This window comes from Acetobacter suratthaniensis, from assembly GCF_017377745.1.
Lineage (GTDB): Bacteria > Pseudomonadota > Alphaproteobacteria > Acetobacterales > Acetobacteraceae > Acetobacter > Acetobacter suratthaniensis.
Map to the genome: position 1 here is coordinate 372,076 of NZ_JAFVMG010000001.1, position 25,940 is coordinate 398,015.

The 25,940-nt window shown below is 58.6% G+C and carries 34 protein-coding genes; 30 read left to right on the forward strand and 4 right to left on the reverse strand.

Going from position 1 to position 25,940, the window contains the following annotated elements; translation table 11 throughout:
- Positions 1-3: 3 nt before the first annotated feature.
- From rplD to J2D75_RS01890, 30 genes are all read left to right on the forward strand, one after another.
- A complete protein-coding gene (gene rplD, locus J2D75_RS01745) occupies positions 4-618 on the forward strand; it encodes a 50S ribosomal protein L4 (protein ID WP_207852142.1) in 615 nt (204 codons plus the stop codon).
- 35 nt (positions 619-653) lie between these two features.
- Positions 654-950 (forward strand): 50S ribosomal protein L23, encoded by a 297-nt coding sequence (locus J2D75_RS01750; RefSeq protein WP_207852812.1) that lies wholly within the window; start codon positions 654-656, stop codon positions 948-950.
- A 16-nt stretch (positions 951-966) separates the two neighbouring features.
- Positions 967-1,797, forward strand: a complete 831-nt coding sequence (gene rplB / locus J2D75_RS01755; protein ID WP_207852143.1) for a 50S ribosomal protein L2 — start codon at positions 967-969, stop codon at positions 1,795-1,797.
- Positions 1,798-1,810: 13 nt separating this feature from the next.
- Entirely contained in the window at positions 1,811-2,089 is a 279-nt protein-coding gene (gene rpsS, locus J2D75_RS01760; protein ID WP_025860199.1) for a 30S ribosomal protein S19, read from the forward strand.
- A gap of 8 nt (positions 2,090-2,097) precedes the next feature.
- Entirely contained in the window at positions 2,098-2,508 is a 411-nt protein-coding gene (rplV, locus tag J2D75_RS01765) for a 50S ribosomal protein L22 (RefSeq protein WP_141374284.1), read from the forward strand.
- 2 nt (positions 2,509-2,510) lie between these two features.
- Complete coding sequence (gene rpsC / locus J2D75_RS01770; protein WP_025860201.1) at positions 2,511-3,188, forward strand: 30S ribosomal protein S3; 678 nt, start codon at positions 2,511-2,513, stop codon at positions 3,186-3,188.
- A 17-nt stretch (positions 3,189-3,205) separates the two neighbouring features.
- The gene (gene rplP / locus J2D75_RS01775; RefSeq protein WP_048852983.1) at positions 3,206-3,622 is read left to right on the forward strand and encodes a 50S ribosomal protein L16; all 417 of its coding nucleotides are present in this window, start codon (positions 3,206-3,208) and stop codon (positions 3,620-3,622) included.
- Position 3,623: 1 nt separating this feature from the next.
- Complete coding sequence (gene rpmC / locus J2D75_RS01780; protein ID WP_207852145.1) at positions 3,624-3,860, forward strand: 50S ribosomal protein L29; 237 nt, start codon at positions 3,624-3,626, stop codon at positions 3,858-3,860.
- 13 nt (positions 3,861-3,873) lie between these two features.
- A complete protein-coding gene (rpsQ, locus tag J2D75_RS01785) occupies positions 3,874-4,143 on the forward strand; it encodes a 30S ribosomal protein S17 (protein WP_207852147.1) in 270 nt (89 codons plus the stop codon).
- Between the two features lie 17 nt (positions 4,144-4,160).
- Positions 4,161-4,529 (forward strand): 50S ribosomal protein L14, encoded by a 369-nt coding sequence (rplN, locus tag J2D75_RS01790; protein ID WP_025826951.1) that lies wholly within the window; start codon positions 4,161-4,163, stop codon positions 4,527-4,529.
- Positions 4,529-4,849: a 50S ribosomal protein L24 gene (gene rplX / locus J2D75_RS01795; RefSeq protein ID WP_207852149.1), complete on the forward strand. Its 321-nt coding sequence runs from the start codon at positions 4,529-4,531 to the stop codon at positions 4,847-4,849. The genes rplN and rplX overlap by 1 nt, the downstream gene beginning before the upstream one ends.
- Positions 4,850-4,859: 10 nt before the next feature.
- Positions 4,860-5,429 carry a 50S ribosomal protein L5 gene (gene rplE / locus J2D75_RS01800; protein ID WP_207852151.1) on the forward strand — a complete coding sequence of 190 codons (570 nt, stop codon included), beginning with the start codon at positions 4,860-4,862 and terminating at the stop codon, positions 5,427-5,429.
- 73 nt (positions 5,430-5,502) lie between these two features.
- Positions 5,503-5,808 (forward strand): 30S ribosomal protein S14, encoded by a 306-nt coding sequence (rpsN, locus tag J2D75_RS01805; protein ID WP_025860207.1) that lies wholly within the window; start codon positions 5,503-5,505, stop codon positions 5,806-5,808.
- A 9-nt stretch (positions 5,809-5,817) separates the two neighbouring features.
- Positions 5,818-6,216, forward strand: a complete 399-nt coding sequence (gene rpsH, locus J2D75_RS01810; protein WP_025860208.1) for a 30S ribosomal protein S8 — start codon at positions 5,818-5,820, stop codon at positions 6,214-6,216.
- A gap of 10 nt (positions 6,217-6,226) precedes the next feature.
- Positions 6,227-6,760 carry a 50S ribosomal protein L6 gene (rplF, locus tag J2D75_RS01815; RefSeq protein ID WP_207852153.1) on the forward strand — a complete coding sequence of 178 codons (534 nt, stop codon included), beginning with the start codon at positions 6,227-6,229 and terminating at the stop codon, positions 6,758-6,760.
- Complete coding sequence (gene rplR, locus J2D75_RS01820) at positions 6,760-7,122, forward strand: 50S ribosomal protein L18 (RefSeq protein WP_025860210.1); 363 nt, start codon at positions 6,760-6,762, stop codon at positions 7,120-7,122. Before rplF ends, rplR begins: the two co-directional genes overlap by 1 nt.
- A 15-nt stretch (positions 7,123-7,137) precedes the next feature.
- Positions 7,138-7,713 carry a 30S ribosomal protein S5 gene (gene rpsE, locus J2D75_RS01825; protein WP_025860211.1) on the forward strand — a complete coding sequence of 192 codons (576 nt, stop codon included), beginning with the start codon at positions 7,138-7,140 and terminating at the stop codon, positions 7,711-7,713.
- Positions 7,706-7,891 (forward strand): 50S ribosomal protein L30, encoded by a 186-nt coding sequence (gene rpmD, locus J2D75_RS01830; protein ID WP_207852156.1) that lies wholly within the window; start codon positions 7,706-7,708, stop codon positions 7,889-7,891. The genes rpsE and rpmD overlap by 8 nt, the downstream gene beginning before the upstream one ends.
- 1 nt (position 7,892) lies before the next feature.
- Positions 7,893-8,381 (forward strand): 50S ribosomal protein L15, encoded by a 489-nt coding sequence (rplO, locus tag J2D75_RS01835; RefSeq protein WP_207852158.1) that lies wholly within the window; start codon positions 7,893-7,895, stop codon positions 8,379-8,381.
- A gap of 141 nt (positions 8,382-8,522) precedes the next feature.
- Positions 8,523-9,875 carry a preprotein translocase subunit SecY gene (gene secY, locus J2D75_RS01840; RefSeq protein ID WP_207852160.1) on the forward strand — a complete coding sequence of 451 codons (1,353 nt, stop codon included), beginning with the start codon at positions 8,523-8,525 and terminating at the stop codon, positions 9,873-9,875.
- Positions 9,872-10,540 carry an adenylate kinase gene (locus J2D75_RS01845; protein ID WP_207852161.1) on the forward strand — a complete coding sequence of 223 codons (669 nt, stop codon included), beginning with the start codon at positions 9,872-9,874 and terminating at the stop codon, positions 10,538-10,540. The genes secY and J2D75_RS01845 overlap by 4 nt, the downstream gene beginning before the upstream one ends.
- 122 nt (positions 10,541-10,662) lie before the next feature.
- On the forward strand, positions 10,663-11,040 hold the full coding sequence (gene rpsM / locus J2D75_RS01850) for a 30S ribosomal protein S13 (RefSeq protein ID WP_207852164.1): 378 nt from the start codon (positions 10,663-10,665) through the stop codon (positions 11,038-11,040).
- A 62-nt stretch (positions 11,041-11,102) separates the two neighbouring features.
- Positions 11,103-11,495, forward strand: a complete 393-nt coding sequence (rpsK, locus tag J2D75_RS01855; protein WP_003622750.1) for a 30S ribosomal protein S11 — start codon at positions 11,103-11,105, stop codon at positions 11,493-11,495.
- A gap of 111 nt (positions 11,496-11,606) precedes the next feature.
- Positions 11,607-12,626, forward strand: a complete 1,020-nt coding sequence (locus tag J2D75_RS01860; RefSeq protein ID WP_141374297.1) for a DNA-directed RNA polymerase subunit alpha — start codon at positions 11,607-11,609, stop codon at positions 12,624-12,626.
- A gap of 31 nt (positions 12,627-12,657) precedes the next feature.
- On the forward strand, positions 12,658-13,083 hold the full coding sequence (rplQ, locus tag J2D75_RS01865) for a 50S ribosomal protein L17 (protein ID WP_207852166.1): 426 nt from the start codon (positions 12,658-12,660) through the stop codon (positions 13,081-13,083).
- A 200-nt stretch (positions 13,084-13,283) separates the two neighbouring features.
- Complete coding sequence (locus J2D75_RS01870) at positions 13,284-14,321, forward strand: ABC transporter substrate-binding protein (protein ID WP_243428385.1); 1,038 nt, start codon at positions 13,284-13,286, stop codon at positions 14,319-14,321.
- Complete coding sequence (locus J2D75_RS01875; protein WP_207852168.1) at positions 14,318-15,082, forward strand: ABC transporter permease subunit; 765 nt, start codon at positions 14,318-14,320, stop codon at positions 15,080-15,082. Before J2D75_RS01870 ends, J2D75_RS01875 begins: the two co-directional genes overlap by 4 nt.
- Complete coding sequence (locus tag J2D75_RS01880; protein ID WP_243428386.1) at positions 15,079-15,846, forward strand: ABC transporter ATP-binding protein; 768 nt, start codon at positions 15,079-15,081, stop codon at positions 15,844-15,846. The genes J2D75_RS01875 and J2D75_RS01880 overlap by 4 nt, the downstream gene beginning before the upstream one ends.
- Before the next feature lie 104 nt (positions 15,847-15,950).
- A complete protein-coding gene (locus tag J2D75_RS01885; RefSeq protein WP_207852172.1) occupies positions 15,951-16,184 on the forward strand; it encodes a hypothetical protein in 234 nt (77 codons plus the stop codon).
- Between the two features lie 29 nt (positions 16,185-16,213).
- Positions 16,214-16,390, forward strand: coding sequence for a DUF1328 family protein (locus J2D75_RS01890; RefSeq protein WP_207852174.1), 177 nt, complete (start codon positions 16,214-16,216; stop codon positions 16,388-16,390).
- Positions 16,391-16,463: 73 nt separating this feature from the next.
- Here J2D75_RS01890 and J2D75_RS01895 read toward each other — a convergent pair whose 3' ends face one another.
- The 4 genes from J2D75_RS01895 to J2D75_RS01910 are packed head-to-tail and all read right to left on the reverse strand — an operon-like array spanning position 16,464 to position 25,745.
- Positions 16,464-18,023: an efflux transporter outer membrane subunit gene (locus J2D75_RS01895; protein ID WP_207852176.1), complete on the reverse strand. Its 1,560-nt coding sequence runs from the start codon at positions 18,021-18,023 to the stop codon at positions 16,464-16,466.
- Positions 18,023-21,331, reverse strand: coding sequence for an efflux RND transporter permease subunit (locus tag J2D75_RS01900; RefSeq protein WP_207852178.1), 3,309 nt, complete (start codon positions 21,329-21,331; stop codon positions 18,023-18,025). The genes J2D75_RS01895 and J2D75_RS01900 overlap by 1 nt, the downstream gene beginning before the upstream one ends.
- The gene (locus J2D75_RS01905) at positions 21,328-24,513 is read right to left on the reverse strand and encodes an efflux RND transporter permease subunit (RefSeq protein WP_207852180.1); all 3,186 of its coding nucleotides are present in this window, start codon (positions 24,511-24,513) and stop codon (positions 21,328-21,330) included. Before J2D75_RS01905 ends, J2D75_RS01900 begins: the two co-directional genes overlap by 4 nt.
- Positions 24,510-25,745 carry an MdtA/MuxA family multidrug efflux RND transporter periplasmic adaptor subunit gene (locus tag J2D75_RS01910; RefSeq protein ID WP_207852182.1) on the reverse strand — a complete coding sequence of 412 codons (1,236 nt, stop codon included), beginning with the start codon at positions 25,743-25,745 and terminating at the stop codon, positions 24,510-24,512. The genes J2D75_RS01905 and J2D75_RS01910 overlap by 4 nt, the downstream gene beginning before the upstream one ends.
- Positions 25,746-25,940 lie beyond the last annotated feature (195 nt).

The following is a 25,940-nucleotide window of genomic DNA, read 5'->3' on the forward strand; positions in this document are numbered from 1 at the left end:
ATCATGGAAATCGAAATCAAGACACTTGATAACGGCACGGCTGGCTCTGCTACGCTGCCGGATGAACTTTTTGCGGTTGCTCCGCGTGCGGATATCATGGCGCGGGTTGTGCACTGGCAGCTGGCAAAGCGTCGCGCTGGCACGCATAAGGTCAAGGGCATGGGCGAAGTGTCCGGCACGACCAAAAAGCCGTACCGCCAGAAAGGTACCGGTAGCGCCCGTCAGGGCTCGCTGCGTGCTCCGCAGTATCGTACCGGTGGTGCGGTGCATGGCCCGGTCGTTCGTGACCACGGCTATGACCTGCCCAAGAAGGTGCGTCGCCTCGGCCTGATTTCCGCTCTGTCGCAGAAGGCGAAGGACGGCAAGCTGATCGTTCTGCAGTCTGCTTCCGGCGTGAACAAGACCAGCGAGCTGGCCAAGAAGCTTAAGGGCCTTGGTCTGGTATCTGCGCTGATCGTTGACGGTGCCGTGGACGAAGGTTTCGTTCGTGCAGCCCGCAACCTGCCGCGGATCGACATTCTGCCGACAATCGGTGCGAATGTGTATGACATTCTCAACCATGAGGTGCTTGCGATCACCCAGGCTGGCCTCGAAGGACTGAAGGAGCGCCTGGCATGACCAACATTCTTGCGCTGCGCAGGAAGGCCGAGCGTCTGTCTCGCGAGGCTCTGTGCGACATCGTTCGCGCCCCGGTTATCACCGAAAAGGCTTCTGGCCTTTCGGAAAAGAACCAGGTGGTTTTCAAGGTTGCGATCTCAGCCAGCAAGCCTGAAATCAAGGTTGCGGTTGAAACGCTGTTCGGGGTCAAGGTTGTTGGTGTCAACACCCTTGTCCAGAAGGGCAAGACCAAGCGCTTCAAGGGGCGTCTGGGCCAGCGTTCCGACGTGAAGAAAGCGTTCATTCAGCTCGCTGAAGGTCAGTCCATTGACCTTACGGCCAAGCTGGCGTGAGCAGGGGTAGAAACAAATGGCACTGAAGCACTTTAATCCTGTCACGCCGAGCATGCGTGGTACGGTTCTGATTGACAGGGCTGACCTTTGGAAGGGCAAGCCGGTCAAGCAGTTGACCGAAGGTAAGAATAAGTCGGGCGGCCGTAATAATAACGGTCGTATCACTTCCCGTTTCCGTGGGGGTGGTCACAAGCAGTCCTATCGTTACGTTGACTTCAAGCGTCGCAAGTTTGATGTTGTCGGCACGGTTGAGCGTCTGGAATACGACCCCAACCGTACGGCCTTCATCGCTCTGGTGAAGTACGAAGACGGCGAACTGGCGTACATTCTGGCTCCGCAGCGTCTGAAGGTTGGCGATTCGGTCATCTCCGGTGCGCGCGTGGACATCAAGCCGGGCAACGCCATGCCCCTGTCTGCTATTCCGGTTGGCACGATTGTGCACAACATCGAACTGAAGCAGGGCGCCGGTGGCAAGCTGGCCCGTTCCGCTGGCACGTATGCTCAGCTGGTCGGTAAAGATTCGGGCTACGCCCAGATCAAGCTGCAGTCCGGTGAACTGCGTGTCGTGCGCGGTGAGTGCATGGCCACTGTTGGCGCGGTTTCCAACCCCGACAACATGAACCAGCACATGGGTAAGGCTGGCCGTACGCGCTGGCTGGGTCGTCGTCCGCATAACCGCGGCGTCGTCATGAACCCGGTCGATCACCCGCATGGTGGTGGTGAAGGGCGTACTTCGGGCGGCCGTCATCCGGTTACGCCATGGGGTAAGCCGACCAAAGGATATAAAACTCGGGTCAACAAGCGGACGGACAGCCTGATTATCCGTCGCCGGAAGACCGGCAAGTAAGGGGCAATAGAAGATGGCACGTTCCGTCTGGAAAGGTCCGTTCGTCGACGGGTATCTGCTGAACAAGGCTGAAGCATCCCGCGCATCGGGCCGTAACGAAGTGATCAAGATCTGGTCGCGTCGTTCGACAATTCTCCCCCAGTTTGTGGGGTTGACGTTTGGTGTTTACAACGGTCAGAAGTTCCTGCCTGTGCAGGTGACGGAGAACATGGTTGGCCATAAGTTTGGCGAATTTTCTCCCACCCGTACATTCCACGGGCATGGTGCTGACAAAAAGTCTAAGCGGGGCTGAGAGCAAAGATGAGCAAGCCGAAGCATCCGCGCACGCTCGCGGAAACCGAAGCGCAAGCTGTCACGCGTAACATCCGGGTCAGCCCCCGCAAGCTGAATCTTGTGGCGGGTCTTATCCGCAACAAGCCTGCTTCTCAGGCGATCGCGACGCTGACATTCTCCAAGCGCCGCATTGCCCAGCAGGTCAAGAAGACGCTTGAAAGCGCTATTGCGAACGCAGAAAACAATCACCAGCTGGACGTTGACCAGCTGGTGGTGAAAGCTGCGGAAGTTGGCAAGTCCATTGTGATGCGTCGCTTTCATGCTCGCGGTCGTGGTCGTTCCGCGCGCGTCGAGAAGTTCTTCAGCCATCTGAAGATTGTTGTGGCCGAACGGGCGGTTGAGCCTGAAGCGGCTTCCTCCGAGCAGAAGGCGGCCTGAGTATGGGGCATAAAGTCAATCCGATCGGGCTGCGGCTCGGCATCAACCGCACGTGGGACAGCCGCTGGTACGCTGGCGCCGACTACTCCCGCCTGCTGCATGAAGACCTGAAGCTGCGTGCGTTCCTGCGCCGCAAGCTGGCGGGTGCGGGTGTGTCCCGTGTGGTGATCGAACGCCCGGCCAAAAAGCCGCGCGTCACCATTTACGCAGCACGTCCCGGCGTGGTGATCGGCAAGAAGGGTCAGGATATCGATGCTCTGCGCAAAGAGCTGACCCGTATGGCTGGCACTGAGGTTGCGCTGAACATTGTTGAAATCCGCAAGCCGGAAATCGACGCGACCCTGGTTGCAGAAAACATTGCCCAGCAGCTGGAGCGCCGCGTTGCGTTCCGCCGTGCAATGAAGCGCGCCGTACAGTCCGCCATGCGCCTTGGTGCGCAGGGTATTCGTATCAACTGCTCCGGCCGTCTGGGTGGTGCTGAAATCGCGCGTATCGAATGGTACCGCGAAGGACGCGTGCCCCTTCACACGCTGCGTGCCGACATCGACTACGGCACGGCAACCGCTATGACCACCTATGGTACATGCGGTGTGAAGGTCTGGATCTTCAAGGGTGAAATTCTCGCCCATGATCCGTTGGCTCAGGATCGCCGGGCGGCCGAACAGGCTCCTCAGCGCTGAGGAGAGGATAAAAGACAATGCTTTCCCCGAAGCGGACAAAATTCCGTAAAGCTCATAAAGGCCGTATCCACGGCCTTGCTAAAAGTGGCACCACGCTGAACTTCGGCACCTTTGGTCTGAAGGCTCTCCAGCCCGAACGGATCACGGCGCGCCAGATCGAAGCCTCCCGTCGAGCCATTACGCGCGCGATGAAACGTGCCGGTCGTGTCTGGATTCGTATTTTTCCTGACATTCCGGTCTCGACAAAACCCGCAGAAGTGCGTATGGGCTCCGGTAAAGGTTCTCCCGAATACTGGGTGGCCCGTGTGAAGCCAGGTCGCATCCTGTTCGAGATCGAAGGTGTGCCGCCCGAACTGGCGCGTGAAGCGCTGGCCCTCGGTGCAGCAAAGCTGCCGATCAAGACCAAGTTTGTGACCCGAATTGGAGATGCGTGAGATGGTAAAGGCAGCCAAGCCGGCTGATTTGCGCGCAAAAACCCCGGACGAGCTGCAGGCTCGTCTGGTGGAGCTGAAGCGCGAGCAGCTGAACCTGCGTTTCCAGCAGGCCACGGGTCAGACTGAATCGCAGAGCCGCGTTCGCGCGGTTCGTCGTGAAATTGCGCGCATCAAAACGATTGCCGCGCAGAATGCTAAGACAGTGGCGGGTGCGCAAACATCCGCCGCCAATGCCTGAGGAGAGTTAGCCGATGCCAAGGCGCGTCCTGAGCGGGCGTGTGACTAGCGACAAGATGGACAAGACCATTACGGTTATTGTCGAGCGTCGCGTCATGCATCCGCTGTATAAGAAGTTCATTCGTCGCTCCAAGAAGTATGCGGCGCATGATGAAGACAATCTCTGCAAGGTGGGTGACGCCGTGCGTATTGTTGAATGCCCGCCCATTTCGCGGCGTAAGACGTGGACCGTGATTTCCCGCAACGGCGAAGCCGTGGGCGTGGAAGCTGGCGCGTCGGCCTAACGTAAGGATATCAGGTTATGATCCATCCCGAGACCAACCTTGACGTGGCGGATAATTCCGGCGCGCGTCAGGTGCAGTGCATCAAGGTGCTGGGCGGTTCCAAGCGGAAATCTGCCTCGGTCGGCGACGTGATCGTCGTTTCCGTCAAGGAAGCCATTCCCCGTGGGAAGGTCAAGAAGGGCGACGTTCACCAGGCCGTTATCGTGCGGACTTCCTATCCGGTCCGTCGGCCTGATGGAAGCGCCATCCGTTTCGATCGGAACGCGGCGGTGCTCATCAATAAGCAGCAGGAGCCGATCGGTACTCGTATCTTTGGTCCGGTTGTGCGTGAACTGCGTGCGAAGAAGTTCATGAAGATCATCTCTCTGGCGCCGGAGGTGCTGTAATGGCTGCCCGTATTAAAAAAGGTGATACGGTCCTCGTCATCAGCGGTTCCTCCAAGGGGACGCAGGGGGAAGTTCTTGAGGTTCGTCCGACCGAAAACCGTGCGGTTGTTCGTGGCGTAGCTGTGGCCAAACGCCACCAGCGTGCCAGCCGTATGGGTGAGGAAGGCGGCATCATCGCTCGTGAGGCGCCCGTCCATCTCTCCAACCTTAAGCTGGTCGATCCCGCATCCAAGAAGCCCACTAAAGTTGGCTTCCGCGTGCTGGAAGATGGCCGCAAGGTTCGTGTCGCTAAGGCGACTGGTGAAGTGATTGAAGGCTGAGAGACCAGGAATGAGTGCGAATAACGAAAGTCGTTCCATCCCGCGCTTTCAGCAGCGCTATGAGAACGAACTGCGTGCCAAGCTGAGAGAACAGTTTGGTTACGGCAATGAGATGCAGGTTCCGCGCCTGGAAAAGATCGTCCTGAACATGGGCGTGGGCGAAGCTGCGGGCGATCAGAAGAAGCTTGACGCCGCTGTAGCGGAAATGACGCTGATCGCTGGCCAGAAGCCGGTTAAGACCTTGGCCAAAAAGGCCATCGCGGGTTTCAAAATCCGTGAAGGTCTGCCGATCGGCTGTAAGGTGACGCTGCGTCGTGCACGTATGTATGAATTCCTTGACCGTCTGGTCACGATCGCGATGCCCCGCATCCGCGATTTCCGTGGTCTTCCCGCGGGCAAGGGTTTCGACGGGCGTGGTAATTTTGCGCTGGGTCTGAAAGAGCAGATCGTGTTCCCTGAAATCGATTACGACAAAGTGGACGATGTCCGCGGTATGGATGTTGTGTTCGTGACCAGTGCGAAGACGGATGCTGAAGCTAAGGCCCTGTTGAAGGCGTTTGATCTTCCCTTCGCTGGGTGATATCAGGCTGGCTTTATTGTGTGATCTTGGAAAACCGTCGAAGGTTTTCGAAGGGTTCCGGAGGTAATCGAGTATGGCTAAAACATCTGCCATCCTGCGTAATGCGAAGCGCGCGCGCATGGCGGCACGTGACAAAGAGAAGCGTACAGCTCTCAAAAATATCGTGAAGGATCGGGCTCTCCCCGTGGAGGATCGGTTTGAAGCGTCTTTGAAGTTGGCTGAGCTGCCGCGTAATGGCTCGCGCGTTCGCGTGCGTCTGCGCTGCAAGCTGACCGGTCGTTCTCGTGGTAACTACCGCAAGTTCGAGCTGTGTCGCGTCGCTTTCCGTGATCTGGCATCGACTGGCCAGATTCCGGGAGTGGTCAAAGCTAGCTGGTAAGGGCGGGATATGTCACTTTCTGATCCGTTGGGTGATATGCTCACCCGTATTCGCAACGCTCAGCGTGCGCGTCATAACTCCTGCGTTGCGCCGGCTTCCAGCCTGCGCGTGAACGTTCTGGAGGCGCTGCAGCGCGAGGGTTACATTCGTGGGTACAAGCGCGAAGAGGTCCGCAAGGGCATCGCGCAGCTGCACATCGAGCTGAAATATGCCGAAGGTGAGCCGGTTATCCGCGAAATCCAGCGCGTTTCGCGTCCTGGTCGTCGCGTTTATTCCAAAATCAAAGAGCTGCCGCGGGTGCGTGCAGGGCTGGGTGTTTCCATCCTGTCCACGCCGCGTGGTGTTCTGTCCGATGTAGAGGCACGGGCCGCCAATGTTGGCGGTGAAGTCCTCTGCCGCGTGTTCTAAGGAGGGATACATGTCACGTGTAGGCAAATATCCCGTTGACGTGCCGGCGGGGGTCACCGTTTCTATCGTTGACGGCGTGTTTAAGGCTAAAGGCAAGCTCGGTGAGCTTTCCCTGCCGATTTCTGCGCATGTTACGGCTGAAGTGCAGGAAAGCAAGGTTGTTGTGCAGCCCGTCGGTACGGCCAGTCAGGCCCGTATGATGTGGGGCACGACCCGTGCGCTGATCGCTTCTGCTGTCAAAGGCGTTTCTGAAGGTTTTTCCAAGACGTTGGAAATCACCGGCACAGGTTATCGTGCTGCGGTGCAGGGTTCCAATCTGGTTATGAACCTTGGCTTCTCCCATGACGTGATCTATCCGATCCCGGCTGGCATCAAGATTTCAACCCCGCGGCCGACCGCCGTTGTGGTTGAAGGTATTGATAAGCAGCGGGTTGGCCAGGTGGCGCTGGACATTCGTAGCTACCGTAAGCCGGAGCCTTATAAAGGCAAGGGTGTGCGCTACGATACGGAGACCATTCGTCGCAAGGAAGGCAAGAAGAAATAATGAGCAATCAGCAGGAATTGCGGAACCGGCGGCGCGCGCGTCTCCGTTTCCAGCTTCGCCGCAAGGCTGCTGGCCGTCCGCGTTTGTCGGTCTTCCGGTCTGGCAAGAACATCTATGCTCAGGTCATTGACGATGCTCAGGGCGTGACCCTGGCCGCCGCGTCGACCCTGGATAAGGAACTGCGTAGCGCGCTCAAAAGCGGTGCAACGCAGGAAAGCGCCGGTGCAGTCGGTAAGCTGGTTGCCCAGCGCGCCGTTGCAGCGGGTGTATCCCAGGTCGTGTTCGACAGGGGGTCTTATCTTTATCACGGGCGTGTCAAGGCCCTGGCGGAGGCGGCCCGTGAGGGCGGTCTCTCCTTCTGAGGAAAGGATCACGCAATGGCTCGTGAACCAAGAGAAGGCGGTCGAGGCGGCCGTGAGCGTGAGCGCGAAGCTGATGAGCTGGTTGATAAGCTGGTCACCATCAATCGCGTTGCGAAGGTTGTAAAGGGCGGTCGGCGCTTTGCGTTTGCTGCTCTGGTTGTTGTCGGTGACCAGAAGGGTCGCGTTGGGTATGGTGCCGGTAAGGCCCGTGAAGTGCCTGAAGCAATCCGTAAGGCAACCGAACGTGCTAAGCGCAGCATGATCCGCGTTCCTATGAAGGAAGGCCGGACCCTGCATCACGATGTTGCTGGTCATTTCGGCGCCGGTAAGGTCGTTCTGCGTTCGGCTGAGGCAGGCACCGGGATCATCGCTGGTGGTCCGATGCGCGCCGTGTTCGAAAGCCTGGGCATCAATGATGTGGTGGCGAAGTCCCTCGGGACCCGCAACCCGCACAACATGGTCAAGGCGACATTCGACGCTCTGACGCGTTGTGCCAGCCCCCGTGCAGTGGCCAACCGTCGTGGCAAGAAAGTTGCCGAGATTTTTGGCAAGCGCGATCAGGCTGCCGGAGCGGAGGCCGCTGATGTCTGAGAAAAAGACCTTCAAGGTTGTGCAGGTGGCGTCCGGTAACGGACGCAAACCCGGCCAGCAGGAAACTCTGATCGGGCTTGGTCTGAACAAGATCGGGCGCGAGAAGGTTCTGGAAGATACGCCGTCCACACGGGGTATGGTCCGCAAGGTGGCCCACCTGGTGAAGGTGGAGGATTGAAATGAATCTGAACGAACTTCGTGATAACGAAGGCTCACGCTATCGCAAGAAGCGGCTCGGTCGTGGTATCGGGTCTGGCAAGGGCAAGACGTCAGGTAAGGGTGTAAAAGGCCAGAAGGCTCGTGAGGGCGTGTCTCTCAACGGGTTTGAAGGTGGTCAGCTCCCTATCTACCGTCGTCTTCCCAAGCGCGGCTTTAAGAACATCTTCCGTAAGGTGTATGCACCGGTCAATCTGGGCGCTATTGAGCAGGCCCTGGCTGACGGCAAGCTGGAATCCGCTGCTCCGGTGACGGAAGAAGCGCTGAAGAAGGCAGGTCTTGTCGGCTCCGGTAAATACGCGGGCGTTCGTATTCTTGGTGAAGGTGAACTGACCAAGAGTGTGACGTTCGAGGTGTCGGGTGTTTCCGCTTCTGCTCGCGTTGCCATTGAAAAGGTCGGCGGTAGCGTCAAGCTGCTCGGGCCTGTGGCAGTGGAAGCCAGCGCGTCCTGAGTATGGCTGGGGAGAGAGCAGTGATCAAAGCTGTTCTCTCTTCGTCGCGTACGACTGGAAATGCTGTCTGGAATTTTTCAGACCATCATACCAGCGTCTCCACGTTTCGTGGCGGCGCTGTTTGTGTGAAAGGACGGATGCATGGCTTCCGCGGCTGAGCAGCTGGCTGCCAATTTCAATGTTGGTTCATTCGCGAAGGCGACTGAACTGAAAAAGCGGATCTGGTTCACGCTCGGTGCACTGATTGTCTATCGACTTGGCACCTACATTCCGGTTCCCGGAGTGGATGCCACGGTCATGGGGCAACTGCTTGCACAGAACCAGGGTGGTATTCTGGGCATGTTCAACATGTTTACGGGGGGTGCGCTTGGACGCATGACCGTATTCGCGTTGAATATCATGCCGTATATTTCCGCCTCCATTATCGTCCAGCTCATGTCCACCGCCCTGCCTTCTCTTGAAGCTCTCAAGAAGGAAGGTGAGCAGGGACGTAAGAAGCTGAACGAGTATACGCGCTATCTGACTGTGATCATCGCGATTGTGCAGGCTTATGGTATCGCCTTCAGTCTTGAAAATGTTCACGATGGTACGGCTGTGGTTAACCCGGGACCGCTGTTTCTGATCACCTGCGTTACGGCTCTCGTCGGGGGCACCATGTTCCTGATGTGGCTGGGTGAGCAGATTACATCGCGTGGGGTCGGTAACGGGATCTCGCTGATCATCTTTACCGGTATTGTCGCCAATCTGCCTCAGGCTCTGGCGAGCCTGTTCCAGCTTGGATACACCGGTGCGCTTTCTCCCTTCTTTGTGCTGCTGTTTCTGGTGCTGGCGATCGGCACAATCATGTTCATCGTGTTCATGGAGCAGGCGCAGCGCCGTGTGGTGATCCAGTATCCCAAGCGGCAGGTCGGGCAGCGCATGTTCGGTGGTGACACCACCCATATGCCGCTCAAGGTGAATACCGCAGGGGTCATTCCGCCGATTTTTGCTTCGTCGGTTCTGCTGCTGCCGGTGACGCTACAGGGCATCATGAATGGTAAGAACCTTCCTGGCTGGCTGTCCTTTCTGGGGCAGGAACTGGGGCAGGGGCAGCCGCTCTACATGCTGTTCTATGCGGTTATGATTGTGTTCTTCTCGTATTTCTATGCGGCGGTTACCTTCAACCCGACAGAAACGGCAGATAACCTGCGTAAGCAGGGCGGGTTTATTCCCGGTGTCAGACCCGGCGCTTCCACGGCGGCGTATTTTGACCGGATCCTGACGCGGCTGACGACGATCGGTGCGGCGTATATGGTGGCGGTCTGTCTGCTGCCCCAAATTCTGGTCAGTCACTACAATGTGCCGTTCTATTTTGGCGGGACGAGCCTGATTATTATCGTGTCGGTTACGATTGATACGGTAACACAAGTTCAGTCTCATCTTGTGGCGCACCAGTATCAGGGGTTGATGCGCAAGAGCCGGAGTGGCCGGAAACAGAGGATCATCAGGCGATGAATATTATTTTTCTCGGGCCTCCGGGAGCGGGGAAAGGCACTCAGTCCAAGCTACTGGAAGATCAGTACGGACTGGTTCAGATCTCTACGGGTGACATGCTGCGTGCCGAAGTGGCGCGTGGCTCGGCCATAGGGCAGGAAGCAAAAAGCCTGATGGATGCGGGTAAGCTCGTTTCCGATGGGCTGATCATTGCCATGCTCAAAGGCCGTATCGCTCAGGGTGACTGTCAGAACGGGTTCATTCTGGATGGCTTCCCGCGCACGCTGGCTCAGGCCGAAGCGCTGGACGAGATGCTGACGGCCGATGGCAAGAGCATTGATGTGGTGCTGTTCCTTGATGTCGATGAAGACATTCTGGCTGACCGTATTTCTGGTCGCTTCACCTGTGCCAACTGTGGGCGCACCTATAACGAGGTGTCCAACCCGCCGAGTGTTGCCGGTGCATGTGATGCCTGTGGTAGCCATGAGTTTACGCGCCGTGCAGACGACAAGCGTGAAACAGTGGTGGAGCGCCTGAAGGAATACCGGAAACTGACCGCACCGATTCTGCCGTTCTATGAAAAAACGGGTCGTTTGCACTCCATTAATGGGATGTTACCGGCTGCTGAAGTCACGGCGGAAATTAAAGCGGCGCTTGGAGAAATCTCCAAGATCACGCAAAAGTGATCTGTTTTCGTTGACTTGTGTCGGTGGCCAGTATATTTCGCGGCCACCAGAATGAAATCCGCCCTGCACCTAGGGCATGTTGAGTCGTTCGTTATCATGACGGGCGAACAGGAGTAGAAAGCGTGGCACGTATTGCCGGCGTGAATGTCCCGACCACCAAGCGGGTTGTGATCGGGCTTCAGTATATTTATGGAATTGGCGCGACCAGGGCTGCCGAAATCTGCAAGTCCACGGGCATTGCCGAAACGAAGCGCGTGAATGAGCTGAGCGATGACGAAGTGCAGAAGCTGCGCGAAGTTATCGACACCGATTACCGCGTGGAGGGTGACCTCCGCCGTGAAGTGGCTATGAACATCAAGCGTCTGATGGATCTGGGTTGCTACCGTGGCCTGCGCCACCGTCGTGGCCTGCCGGTTCGCGGTCAGCGCACGCATACCAACGCCCGCACCCGTAAGGGTAAGGCTGTTGCGATTGCCGGCAAGAAGAAAGCCACGCGTTAATCCTGAAAGCTACAAGCCCGGCCGGCATAGGCTGGCGCGGGCAGGGACTGAGGTAAAAAGACATGGCGAAAGCCGCAACACCGCGTATTCGCAAAAAAGAACGCAAGAACATTATTTCCGGCGTGGCGCACGTGCTCTCCACGTTCAACAACACCATGATCACCATTTCCGACGCCCAGGGGAACGCAATTTCCTGGTCTTCCGCTGGTGCTCAGGGTTTCAAGGGCTCCCGGAAGTCCACGCCGTACGCGGCGCAGGTTGCGGCTGAAGATGCCGGGCGCAAAGCGCGTGAACACGGCATGGAAACGCTGGAAATCGAAGTGTCCGGTCCTGGTTCGGGCCGTGAAAGCGCCCTGCGTGCCCTGCAGGCAGTTGGTTTCACGATCACGTCCATCCGTGATATGACGCCGGTTCCGCACAATGGATGCCGGCCGCGCAAGCGTCGCCGCGTCTAAGCGCCTGATCCGCCTTACAGCCTTTTAATGAAAGGCTGTCGGGTGGACGTTGTGTCCACTTCAGAGAAATCGCTGCCAGGCAGTGGTTTTTCGTATTGAAAGGCCGGTACGTTGGTCCTTCAGAAAAACTGGCAATCTCTGATCAAGCCCGAAAAGCTTGAAGTCGAATCCGGAGTGGAGCCCGCGCGCATCGCAACCGTGGTGGCCGAACCGCTTGAACGCGGCTTTGGTATGACCCTTGGTAACGCGCTGCGGCGTATCCTTCTGTCTTCCCTTCAGGGGGCGGCGGTTACGGCGGTTCAGATTGATGGCGTTCTGCACGAGTTTTCGTCCGTTTCGGGCGTGCGTGAAGATGTCACGGATATTGTGCTGAACATCAAGCAGCTTGCGCTGCGGATGCATGGCGAAGCGCCCAAGCGCATGGTACTGACGGCCACCGGCCCCGGTGAAGTGCGTGCGAGCCAGATCCAGACCGGACATGATATTGAAATCATGAACCCCGATCTCGTGATCTGCACGCTCGATGATGGCGTGAAGCTGGGCATGGAGTTCATCGTCAACACGGGTAAAGGCTATGTGCCTGCTGCTGCGAACCGGCCTGAAGATGCGCCGATCGGGCTGATCCCGGTTGATGCGATCTATTCGCCCGTCAAGCGCGTGTCCTACAAGGTTGATCCGACCCGCGTGGGTCAGGTAACCGACTATGACAAGCTGCTGCTGACGGTTGAAACCAACGGGGCTGTTACGCCGGAAGATGCTGTGGCTCTTGCCGCTCGTATCCTGCAGGATCAGCTTCAGCTGTTCATCAATTTTGATGAGCCGCGTCCGGTTCAGGCTGATGAGCCTGAAGACGACCTGCCGTTCAACCGCAATCTGCTGCGGAAGGTGGATGAGCTCGAACTGTCTGTTCGTAGCGCCAACTGCCTGAAGAACGACAATATCATCTACATTGGGGATCTGGTTCAGAAGAGCGAGCAGGAAATGCTTCGCACGCCGAATTTTGGCCGTAAGTCCCTGAATGAAATCAAGGAAGTCCTGACCTCTATGGGACTGGCCCTTGGCATGAACGTGCCGGCCTGGCCGCCGGAAAATATCGAAGAGCTGGCCAAGCGGCTTGATGAGCCGTTCTGAGCTGACTTTTCATCGATTTAGGAACTGAACCATGCGTCACCGTGTTGCCGGCCGTAAGCTCGGCGTTACTTCTTCTCATCGTGCAGCCATGTTCCGCAACATGGCTGTGGCCCTGATCAAGCACGAGCAGATCACGACAACCCTGCCCAAGGCGAAGGAACTTCGCCCTGTGGTGGAAAAGCTCATCACGCTCGGTAAGCGTGGCGACCTGCATGCCCGCCGTCAGGCTTTTGCCCAGCTGCGCGATGAAGTGATTGTCCGCAAGCTGTTTGCTGCCGTGGCTGAACGCTACAAGGGCCGCAACGGTGGTTACACCCGCGTTCTGCGCGCTGGCGTGCGTTATGGCGATGCCGCTCCGATGGCAGTTATCGAGCTGGTTGATCGCGATGTGAGCGCGAAGGGGCAGGATAGCGGCCCCCGCCCGCAGGTGGATGACTCGCAGGAACTGGCGGCCTGAATTTATTCAGCCCCGGAACCGGAAAAGCTGGCTCTTCACGGAGCCAGCTTTTTTTACGCGTGCATGGTTGGGTTGTGCGGTAGCGCCATGCGTTTGGGTGCTATTTCGTGGAATTAATATTTCACTATTAATTATTGCAACATATAGTCAGGCTCCATCCTTGCACGATTTTGTTGCGTGGGTAGGAGTGAGAGGATCATATGATGCGTAGGTTTTTCAGTGCGCTGCTGGGTGCGCTGCTGCTGATGGCAGCAGGTTTCAGCCCGGCCAAGGCCGCAGAGACGATCAGGATCGGTTATATTCCGGTGCTGGGTTCATCTGCTTTGTTTGTGCTGGATGGCAAGGGCTGGGCTAAAGAGGCCGGGCTGGATGTAGAGTTGGTGCGGTTTACATCCGGGCCACAGGCCATTCAGGCGCTGACCTCGGGTCGGATTGACGGCTATGTGGCCGGGGTGCTGCCGCTGCTGCAGGCGCGGGCCCATGGGGTGGATGTGAAGGTCGTGGCAGCAGCCTCGATTGAGGAACTCTCCGTTGTGGCGCGTGGCAAGCTGGCCTCAGAACTGCCCAAGAATGATGGCCAACCCCTATTACCGGCAACGGTTAAAGCGGCTCTGGAACAGTTTACGACCGATCAGGGACACCCGCCACGTATTGCCGCGCAGCCGCCCGGCTCCGTGCCCGATACCCTGCTGCGCTACTGGCTGAAAAAACAGCTTGGCTTTGCTGACCCCGCGAAGGCTGCCTCTATTGTTGGGGTCGGGATTGATGCGGCTCAGCAGGCCTTTCTGGCCGGTGCGGTGGATGGTGTTGTGCTGCGTGAACCGGCACTGACGGTGGTGGAAGCCAAGGTGCCAGATTTGCGGGTGCTGGCAAGCGGGCATGATATGATGCCTGACCAGCCGGGGTCGGTGCTGGCGCTGGTGAAACCAGATGCGCCGGAGCATCAGGCTTGGGCAAAAACGCTGACAGCCCTGTTCGTGCGGGCGACAACCCTGCTGGCCCAGCATCCTGATGACGCCGTGCCGTATGTGCAGAAGGCGCTGGGTGGTGGCATGCTGGATGATGCCGTGCTGAAAAAGGCTCTTGAGCGTTCGGCTCCGTATTTCATCAGCGATCCTGCCCGGATTGTGGCTGGTGTGACGGCCCTGCAGGATTTTGAAGTGGAACTGGGGCTACTGCACAAGGCAGATCCGGTGAGTGAGCTGTTTAACCAGACGTTGTGGCAGCAGACACAGTGAAAGAGCGACTGAGCAAGCGGTTACGTCTGGGGCTTGGCGTATTCGGTCTGGCTGTTTTTTTCGGGAGCTGGCAAGGGGCAGTACGTCTCGGCTGGCTACCGGGAAATATGGTGCCAGCCCCGATGGATCTCGGCCCCGCATGGTTGTCTGAAGTACGGGGTGGGTTCTGGCAGCAGGCCATTCGGGATAGTCTGGGGCATTACTGCCTCGGACTGCTGATTGGTTCAGCCCTGGGAACAGGGGTGGGCTTGCTGTGTGGCATGAACCGTGTGCTGGATAGCCTGCTGGAAGGCGTTATCCGTTTGCTCAGGCCCGTGCCGGGACTGGCGTGGGTGCCTTTCGCCATTCTGTGGTTTGGCCTCAGTACGGCGGGTGCAACATTTGTTATCGCCATTTCGGTATTCTGGATTAATTTCTACGCGGCTTACGGGGCTGTGCGTGGTGTTGACCCGGAATTGTTTGAACTGGCGGCGGCCTTTGGCCATGGCGGATTTACAGCGCGTTTGTTCAAGGTTGTGCTGCCTGCTTCCATGCCGGGTATTCTGGCTGGCTTACGTACCGGACTGGGGCAGGGCTGGATGTCCGTTGTGGCGGCAGAATTATTCGGGGTGCCGGGTATCGGCGCACGCATGATGGAGGCCTCCAGCCTGTTGGCCACGGATGTTGTGGTGGTTTACATGCTGACGATGGCGCTGCTTTACGCCATTACCGACTTTCTGTTCGGCTTTGTTCGGGGATATTTGCTCAAGTGGCAGCCATGACTGACAGCACGTGTGTTGCAAGCCTGGAGCAGGCGGGCTTTTCGCATGATGGTGGTGCGCATTTTGTTTTCAGGCATGTCAGCCTGACACTGGTGCGTGGTGAGTTTGTGGCGGTGCTTGGGCCTTCGGGTGTTGGTAAATCGACGCTCCTGCGTGTGCTGATGGGGCTGGTGCAGCCGACAGAAGGACAGGTGGGCGGCGTAGCTTGCACGGGTGGGGCCGTTGCGGTGCAAGACCCCGGCAGGCGTAGTCGGGCTATGGTGTTTCAGGATGCCCGGTTGCTGCCGTGGCGCTCTGTTCTGCGTAATGTGGAGTTTGGCCTTGAAGGACTGGGGCTGAACCGTGCGGAGCGCGCTAATAGGGCGCGTGAGGCGTTGCGGCTGGTAGGGCTGGAGCAGGAATCCGCTCGGTGGCCACGCAGGCTTTCGGGGGGGCAGCGCCAGCGCGTGGGCGTGGCGCGCGCTCTGACGGTTGATCCTGACCTGCTGTTAATGGACGAACCTTTCGGTGCGCTTGATGCCATTACCCGTACAGGTTTGCAGGATGAACTACGCCGGATCTGGCGGCAGACCGGCAAAACGGTTCTTTTCGTTACCCATGATATTGAGGAGGCATTACGCCTCGCTACGCGCATTATCGTGCTGGCTGGTGGGTCGCCTGCCCATATTGTGGGTGAAATCAGACCCACGGATGCGCAGAGAAACCCGGAAACACAGGATTTTGCACACTGTGCAGCCCGGCTGCGGGAACTGATTGCACACTAGAAAATAGCACCTGTAACGCCGGGTTTGAGGGCGTTTTGTCCTGGTTGGGCATCCTTTGGGGGGTCTGCTGCGTTACCTTATCAAAAGGTAGGAAAGGAAGAAGTATGAGCAGGCAGGAAGGAGCTACATATCGTCTGGAGGAGGGCATCAGCCCCCTGCGTGACGGGGCGGAAGGTATTTTCAGCCATGTCGGCGGGTATGATGCGCTCGGGCCGGAGCGGCGCAGTCTGGCAAAGGACTGTGTGCGTGATACGGTGATTGAGCGACCTGTCATGACGCTGGCACTAGCCGCTGGCGTAGCGGGGCTTGCTGGTGTTTTTATACGGCGTCTTGGGTAATTCTGGGGTGGTGGATAAGGAGAGCGGACGTGCTTAAGCTGGCTTTGTTTTTTCTAGTTATTTCGCTTGTTGCTGGTCTGTTTGGCTTTGGCGGCATTTCTTCGGTTGCGGCAGGCATGGCTAAAATCCTGTTCTTTATCGCCATTGTCCTGTTTGTCGTGTTTCTGGTGGTGGCGCTGCTCGCCGGGCGCGCGGTTATGAAATGACTACCGAACCCCGGTGGCTTTGCCTGCCGGGATAACGGGAATGGAAGAAAAGGGCCGGAACTGACGCTAGGCGTTAGTTCCGGTCTTTTTGTATGAAGTCTGGCAGGAAGGGGTTGTCCGTCTGCATGGAGCCTTTGCTGGGCAGGGAGGTTGCATTCCAACCGCCACCCAGCGCTTCAACCAGACTGACGGAATCCACCATACGGCTTTGCTGGATCTGGAGGGCGGTTTCGGCGTTGGACAGGGCCGTGACTTCTGCGGTGATCACCGTTGTATAAATCTGGGTACCGGCCAGATACTGATTGAAGGAAATACTGGCGGCTTTGTTGGCTGCACTGAGTGCTATATCCTGCTGCGAGGCCTGATCGGCCAGAATACGCAGGTTGGAAAGCTGATCTTCCACGTTCTGCAGGGCGGTTAGCACGGTCTGGCGGTAGATGGCGGTATAGTAATCGTAATTGGTGTTGGCCTCACGCACGGCGGCGGTGCGGGCCCCTCCTTCAAATAGGGTTTCCGTGGCCGAAGCGCCGAGTGACCAGATACGATTGACAACCTGCACCAGCGTGCCCACGGGGTCGCCGCTGTAAGAGTAGGATGCGGTCAGTTTCACATCGGGATAGAAGGCGGCCAGCGCTACCCCGATCTGGGCATTGTATTCTTCCATCCGGCGTTCGGCTGCGGCGATGTCTGGCCGCCTTTGTAGCAGGGATGCGGGAACATTGACCGGAATGGCCGGGATGGTGCGGGGCAGGGCGCCCCGGGGGATGGATAGATCCGCCGGGGGCTTGCCGATCAGAATGGCGATGGCATGTTCGTACTGCGCACGGTTGATGCCTGTGGCAATGGCCTGAGCGCGGGTTTGCTCAAGCTGGGTTTTCGCCTGCATCAGGCTGGTGGGGTCGGCGGTGCCTGCATCGTACTGATTTTTGGTAATCTGGTAGGAACGTTCGTAAAAAGCCACGTTGCGTTCAAGCAGATCGTACAGGCTATCCTGATAGCGCAGGTTGAAATAGGCGGTTGCAAGCTGTGCCTGATAGGACAGGGCGGCATTGGCCAGATCAGCGGCGGAGGCCTGCGCTTCTGTCACCTGTGCCTGAATCTGTCGGCGGATCTTGCCCCACAGATCAAGATCCCACGAGGCGCTCAGGCCCATGGCGTAGGTGTTTTCGGTGTTGTTGGTTACGCCACTACCGCTGCTGCCGCTCTGGCCGTAATTGATGATTGTGCCAGATGAGCGCGAGCCAACCCCCGAACTCTGGCGGTTGAAAGAGAGCGAGCCATTCAGCGTTGGAAAGAGCTGGGCGCGAATGGCGTTGATGGTCGCCCGCGCATTGCGGTAGCGGGCTTCGTATTCACGCACGGTCTGGTTGTTGAGGGCAACCTGTTCTTCAAGCTGGTTCAGCAGCGGGTCGTTGTAGATTTCCCACCATTTGCCTTTGGGGAGTTCGGCCAGATGGGGCTGGGCATAATCCCAGCCAGGGGCCGGGCGCAGTTCCTTGAAGGCAGGAGAGATGATGGCGGCGGGCCGTTTGTAGTCCGGCCCGACCATGCACCCCGTGGCCACCAGCGGTATCAGCAGGGGGGCAAGGCGCGTGAGTGCAGTGGATGAGAGACGGGAAAAAGGCTTGACCATCAGCGAACCTGTTTGGCGGTGCGGTGGAAACGGGAATGGAGCCGGGCCTGCATGTTCTGGATACGCAGGCGCAGCCCGTCGAAAGCAAGGTAGATAACGGGCGTAGTGTACAGCGTCATGGCCTGACTGACGATAAGCCCGCCCACAATGGCGATACCAAGCGGGCGGCGCAGTTCTGAGCCATAACCATTGGCAATGATCAGGGGGGCCGCACCCAGAGCGGCTGCGGCCGATGTCATCATAATGGGGCGAAAGCGCAGCAGGCAGGCAGTGCGGATGGCCTCAAGAGGGGAAAGCCCCTGTTCGCGCTCAGCCATGATGGCAAAATCGACCAGCATGATGGCGTTTTTCTTGACGATACCGATCAGCAGGATCACCCCGATCAGCGCGATGAGGGAAAACTCTTCCCCCGCCAGTTGCAGCGCCAGCAGCGCGCCCACACCGGCGGAAGGCAGGGTGGAGAGAATGGTGAGCGGGTGGATATAGCTCTCATACAGAATACCCAGCGTGACATAGACCGCAACCAGAGCCGCCAGTATCAGCAGCGGCTCGTTATTGACCGCCTTCTGGAACTGCGCGGCATTGCCAGCAAAGCGCCCGTGAATGGTTTCGGGCATGTGCAGGGCCAGCCGTGTGGCATCAATGATCTGGGTTGCCTCACCCAGAGAGACACCTTTGGCAAGGTTGAAGGAAAGGGTACTGGCCACCACAAGCCCCTGATGGTTGACAGCCAGTGCGGTCTGCCCCGGCACAAGGGTGGAAACCAGCGTCAGTGGCACCATGGCTTCGGATGAGGTGCTGACGGCCGATCCGTTCGAGGCCCCATTGCCTCCTGCCAGCGTATTGGCAATCTGGTTGCGGAAGGAGAGCGCACTCATGCTTGTGGCCTGTGTGCTGGCGCTGTCCCGCACGCGGATGGTGTTCGAGCTTGTGCCCCCACCAGCCGAGCCACCCGCAACGCTGACCCACACCTGCATCAGACTGTTGGGGGTAGACCACTGGGCGGGGTCAGCCTCCATGATGATGCGATACTGGTTGAGCCGGTTATAAATGACGGAGGCCGCACGCTGGCCGAAGGCGTCAAACAGCGTGTTGGAGATAAGCTGTGGCGTGATGCTGACACGCGCTGCCGTATCACGATCTATTTTGGTGGCGATGGCGGCGCCGCCCACCTGTATATCGGAGGAAAGGCTGGTCAGTTGTGGGTGAGTGCGCAGCGCGGCCAGCAGCTTGTTGCTCCATTCATAGAGCGATGAGGCATCGTCGCTTTCCAGTGTGTACTGGTAGGCGGCGTTACTCTCACGAGCGCCGGTACGGACCGCGCCGGGCTGGATCAGGAAAAAATCGGCCCCAATAACATGCCGCAGCTTGCGGTTTACCCGCGCGATCAGGTCTGTAGGCGTGTCGGTGCGCTCCGACTTGTCTTTGAGTTCAAGAAACAGGTTGGCCTGATTGGCCGTGCCGCGCCCGCCAATAAAGGAGGAGACGCCCGATACATCCCGGTCATGCAGCAGGATATTCTGTACATAGGCCAGTTTCTGGGTGAGCGCGGTAAAGGAAATGGACTGGTCGGCCTGCAGGTGGCCCATGAGCATGCCTGTATCCTCAACGGGAAAGAACCCTTTGGGCATACGGATGAACAGTGCGCCGATCAGCACCAGTGTCAGCGGCAGGCTGCACAGCACCAGCCGGTTGTGACGCAGCGCAATATCGAGTGTGCGGACATAAAAGCTCTGTGTGGCGACCAGCAGGCTTTCGGTCAGTTTGCCGGGGTGCAGGCGTGCCAGAAGGCTCCAGCGCCCAGTGCCGGAAAAAGCTGGGGCCGGGCTGGACGGTTTGAGCAGGATGGCGGCCATCATGGGTGTTAGGGTGAGCGAGAGCACCAGTGAAACCATGATGGTGATGGCAACGGTCATGGCGAATTCATGGAACAGCCGCCCCGCCAGCCCGCCCATGAGCAGGATGGGCAGAAAAACCGCAATCAGCGAGATGGAAATGGAAATGACGGTAAAGGCAACCTCGCTGCTGCCCTGAATGGCGGCCCTGCGTGGCTCCATGCCCTGTTCGATATAGCGGGCGATGTTTTCCGTCACCACAATGGCATCGTCCACCACAAAGCCGGTGGAGACCGTCAGCGCCATGAGCGACATATTATCGAGCGAAAAACCCAGCAGCGCCATGAACCCGAACGTGGCGATAATCGAGGTCGGCACCACTACGGCGGGGATCAGGGTCATGCGGGGTGAGCGCAGGAACAGCAGCACCACCAGAATGACCAGCACCACGGAAATGAACAGGGTTAGCTGGGTGTCCGCCAGTGCGGCGCGGATGGTCAGGGAACGATCCAGCCCGATATGCAGGTCAACCCCACCGGGCAGGGCCGCCTTGAGCATGGGTAATTGCGCCTTGATCTGATCGACCGTGTTGATGACGTTGGCCCCCGCCTGCGCGAAAGCGACGGCAATGACGGAAGGCTGGCCGTTGTAATAGCCCGCGTTACGCAGGTCTTCTACGCTGTCGCGCACATCCGCTACATCCGCCAGCCTTACGGGGCGGTTATTGCGCCAGGCAATAATCAGGTCACGGTAATCTTGTGCTTTGGTAACCTGATCGTTCGTATCCAGCGTAAAGCGCTGCCCACCCTGATCAATAATACCTTTAGGGGTATGGGCATTGGCCGAGGCCAGAGCCGCGCGTACATCCTCAAACCCGATACCGTAGTGGAACAGCGGCAGAGGGTTTATTTCCGCCCGGATGGCAGGCATGGCGCTGCCGGTAATATCAACCTGCCCAACCCCCTGAATGGAGGACAGGTGCTGCATGAGTACGTTGGTGGCGTAGTCGTAAAGCTGGGCGCGGCTATGGGTGGCGGAGGTCAGGTTCAGGATCAGGATCGGTGCGCCGTTGGGGTTGGCCTTGTGGTAGCTGGGGTTCTGCCGCAGGGTAGAGGGCATGTCTGCCCGTGCGGCCTGAAGGGCAGCCTCCACATCCCGTGCAGCGCCGTTAATATCGCGGTTGAGGGCAAACTGAAGCGTGATCCGCGTGGTGTTCTGAGAGGATTGCGAGGTCATTTCCGTGACATCGGCAATCTGACCCAGCCTGCGCTCTAGCGGGGCGGCGACGGAACTCGCGATTTCCTCGGGAGAGCCACCAGCCTGCCGCGCCGTAACCTGAATAACCGGCAGGTCCACGTTGGGCAGGTCGGCTACGGGCAGGGTTCTGTAACCCAGAATGCCGCCCAAAATGGCGGCCACGGCCAAAAGGATGGTGGCAACCGGCCTGTCTATGAAAAACCGGCTGACGTTCACGGATTTACAGGCCCGGAGGCCGTATGAGGCTCAATGGCTGAGGGCGGATTTTTACGTTTTTTCCACCGCTGCGCCCATGTGTCGAGCGTGAGGTAGATAACCGGCGTGGTAAACAGTGTAAGCAGTTGCGAGAGTGCCAGCCCGCCGATAATGGCCAGACCCAGCGGGTAGCGCAGCTCAGACCCTGTGCCGTGCGAAATGACCATGGGCACAGCCCCGAGCATGGCGGCCAGCGTGGTCATGAGAATGGGCCTGAAACGCAATGTGGCCGCCGTGCGGATGGATTGAAGGGAGTCCATCCCGTGTTCGCGCTCCGCCTCCAGCGCGAAGTCGATCATCATGATGGCGTTTTTCTTCACGATGCCAATCAGCAGCACAATGCCGATAATGCCCATAATATCCAGACCGGTTCCTGCGATCATGAGGGTCAGCAACGCGCCAATGGCTGCTGATGGCAGGGTGGACAGGATGGTAATGGGGTGGATGAAGCTCTCGTACAGAATGCCCAGCACGATATAGACGGCAATCAGCGCCGCCGCGACCAGAAACAGTTCGTTACTGAGCGAGCCTTCAAAGGCGGCTGCCGTACCCTGAAACGATGTCTGGAAGGAGGAGGGGAGGCCAATCTGCTTTTCCACCCGGCGGATGGCCGCCGTGGCATCACCCAGCGCATAGCCGGGCCGCAGGTTGAAGGAAATCGTAGTGGCCGGGAACTGGCCGAAATGCGTCAGCAGCAGGGGAGCGGTTTCTTCCTTTACGGAGGTTACGCTGGCCAGTGGCACCAGCCCGGCGGTGGGCTGGCGCGTGGGGCCGGAGGTGCTGCCGCCTGTGTTGCTGCTGATACCGGGCAGGTAAAGCTGGTTGAGCGCATTGATATTGCTCTGAAAGCGCGGGTCGGCCTCCAGAATGACGCGATACTGGTTGGACTGGGTGTAGATGGTTGAAATCTGCCGCTGGCCAAAGCTGTCATACAGCACGTTATCAACTGTCTGGGGGGTGATGGAGTAACGCGCCCCGGTTGGCCGGTCGAGTGTCACCCGCGCCACAAGCCCTTCGGCCTGCAGGTCGGAGGTCACGTCGGTCAGGGCCGGTTCTTTGTGCAGCAGTTCCAGCAGTTTGGGTACCCATATCTTGAACGCGTTGTAGTCCGGGTTTTCGAGCAGGAACTGGTACTGCGTGGCGGTTACGGTCGTATCAAGCGAGAGATCCTGCACGGGTTGCAGGTAAAGCCTGATCCCGGTTACCGAGGCGGTTTCCTGCTCCAGCCGCTGGGCGATAAGGGTTGCGGATGTGGAGCGGCTGTCATGTGGTTTGAGGTTGATCAGGAAGCGGCCCTGATTAAGCGTGGCGTTCTGCCCGTCTACCCCCACAAAGGAGGAGAGTGAGAGCACATCCGGGTCGCGCAGCAGCACTTTGGCCAGTTCCTGCTGGTGTGCTTTCATATTGTCGAAAGAAATGTTCTGCGCGGCTACGGAAATACCCTGCAGCACTCCGGTGTCCTGTACGGGAAAGAACCCTTTGGGGATCATCCAGCCCAGCACGCCTGTCAGCACGAGCGTGCCTGCGGCAACCAGCAGGGTCAGCCGCCGATGCACCAGCACCACATCCAGCATCCGGTCATAGGCCGCAATCAGCTTTTCGGTGGCGAGTTCCATACGGGCAGACCACCGGGCGAACAGGCCGGTGGCCTCGGTGTCGTGCTCGCGTTCTGTCAGGATGCGCGCGCACATCATGGGAACAAGCGTGAGCGAGACAATGGCCGAAATGACAATGGTTGTGGCCAGTGTCAGGGCAAATTCGTGGAACAGCCGCCCTACGACATCGCTCATGAACAGCAGCGGGATCAGCACCGCTATGAGCGAGATGGTGAGCGAGATAATGGTAAAGCCGATTTCGCCTGCCCCTTTGAGGGAGGCGGTCATGCGGTCTTCACCCGCTTCGATATAGCGCGAGATATTCTCGATCATGACAATGGCATCGTCCACAACGAAGCCGGTCGCGATGGTGAGCGCCATCAGCGAGAGATTGTCGAGCGAGAAGTCCAGCAGATACATGATTGCCAGCGTGCCGATAATGGACAACGGCACCGACAGGCTGGGAATGATGGTGGCGGGAATATTGCGCAGGAATACGAAAATAACCGCAACCACCAGCACAAGGGCTAAAAACAGCTCGAACTGAACATCAGCTACGGAAGCGCGGATGGTCGTGGTGCGGTCTGTCAGTGGTATGATGTCGATCCCCGGCGGCAGGGTCTGGCGCAGGGTGGGCAGGGCGGCCTTGATATTGTCCACCACAGCAATCACGTTGGCACCCGGCTGGCGCTGGACATTCATGATCAGTGCGGGGGTCAGGTTCGACCATGCGGCAAGCTGGGTGTTTTCCGCCCCGATAATGACCTGCGCCACATCCCGCACGCGTACCGGCCCGCTGTTCTGGTAGGCGATGACCTGATTGAGCAGCATGTCCGTGTTGGTAATCTGCCCGTCTACGCGCAGGGTTGCCGCCCGGTGCGCCCCATCGAATGTGCCGGTGGGGGAGTTTACGTTCACATTGCCAATGGTGGTGCGCAGGGTGTCGAGGTCTATGCCATAGGAGGTCAGCTTGGGAATGTTGACCTGAACCCGAATGGCCTTGCGGTTGCCGCCTGAAAGCGTGACAAGCCCTACGCCTGAAATCTGGCTGATTTTCTGGGCAAGCCGTGTGTCCACATAGTCTTCCACCTCGGGCAGGGGGATGGTGGATGAGCTGATGCCCAGCGTCAGTACGGGCGTATCCGCCGGGTTGACCTTGGCATAAACCGGCGGGGCGGGCAGGTCGGTTGGCAGCAGCGAGTTGGCCTGATTGATGGCGGCCTGTACTTCCTGCTCCGCCACATCCATGGACATGGACAGGTCAAACCGCAGGGTAATGACCGAAGCCCCGCCCGATGAGCGCGATGTCATCTGATCCAGTCCCGGCATCTGCCCGAACTGGGTTTCGAGCGGCGCGGTAATGGAGGTTTCCATCACATCCGGCCCGGCGCCGGGGTAGAAGGTCTCAACCGTTATGGTGGGGTAATCGACCTGTGGCAGGGCTGATATGGGCAGGAAATGGTAGCCCAGCAATCCGGCCAGAAAAATGGCCAGCATCAGCAGCGTGGTAGCGACTGGCCTGCGGATGAAAAGGGCCGAAGGGTTCACGGCGAGGCACCGCTGGTGGCAGCAGCGGGAATGGAAACGGCCATGCCTTCACGCAGGTGGTCTGTGCCATCGGTCACAACTCTGTCGCCTGCGGTCAGGCCGGTTGTTACCACGGTGTTGGTGCCGTCTGAAATGCCGGTGGTTACGGGTTTGACCGTTACGGTATCGTCGGCTTTCACGACATAAACGAACAGGCCGGAAGGCCCGGTCTGTATGGCCGTGGCGGGCAGCAGCAACACGTTGTCGAGCGTGCGCACCAGCAGGCGGGCATTGACGAACTGGTTGGGAAAGAGGTGCTCATCCTCATTGGTGAAGATGGCGCGCAGGCGCACTGTACCTGTGGCGGTGTCAATCTCGCTGTCCAGCGCGCTGACTGTGCCATCCGCGATCTTGCTCGTATTGGTGCTGTTCCATGCTTCGACAGACAGCGTCTTGTGGGCCCGCAGTTCGTCTTCCACCTGCGGGAGTTGATCCTGTGGCAGGGTGAAAATGACCGAGATCGGCTGCATCTGCGTCAGCACGGCCAATCCGCCGGACTGGCCTGCCGCGACATAATTGCCCCGGTCAACGGCGCGGATACCGATACGCCCGTCAACCGGCGCGGTAATATGGCAGTAGATGAGCTGGAGCTTTTCGTTATCCACCTGCGCCTGATCGGATTTGACGGTGCCTTCAAGCTGCTTGACCATGAACTGCTGGTCACGCGCGGTCTTGGCGTCGATACTGTCCTGGCGGATCAGCTTCTGGTAGCGCGCATTGTCCACGCGGGCCTGATCAAGCTGGGCCTGATCGCGTTCAAGCTGGCCCTCGTACTGCTCAAGCAGCACCTGATAGGGGCGGGGGTCTATGATGGCCAGAAGGTCGCCCTTATGGACATGCTGTCCTTCCTTGAACAGCACATCCATCAGGTAGCCTTCTACACGGGTCTGCACGGTTACGTTGGTAATGGGAATGACCGTGCCGAGTTCAGTCAGCACAACAGGCATGGCACCGGCTTTGACGGTCTGCACCGCAACGGGCTGTTTTTCTGCATTGGCGGCGCTGCCGTGGTGGCTGGTATGGCCGCTGTTATCGCCACTATGGGGGCGCAGGAAAGCAAAGCCCAGTATGCCAGCCGCAGCAACGCCGAGGCCAATCAGCACCAGCCGCCGCCTGCGTGAAGGCGTGCGGGATGGGGGGAGGGCCTGCGTGGAAGAGGAGGGCGTGGAAGGTGCCGTGTTGTGTTCGTCCATGAGGCGCGCTGCTCGTTTTTGACCGGGGTTGTGGAAGGCTGACAGAAATACAGAAATAAAATGGGGCGAACCGTGTGTCTCTAGGAGGGCAAGGTCTGTTGCTGGCGGACTGTATTGTACGTCTTGTGGCGAAATTGGGGCACGCTGGTTTGCAGTGCCTCGGGAGTGCCCGCCGGGGGTATTGTGGCGGGCTCC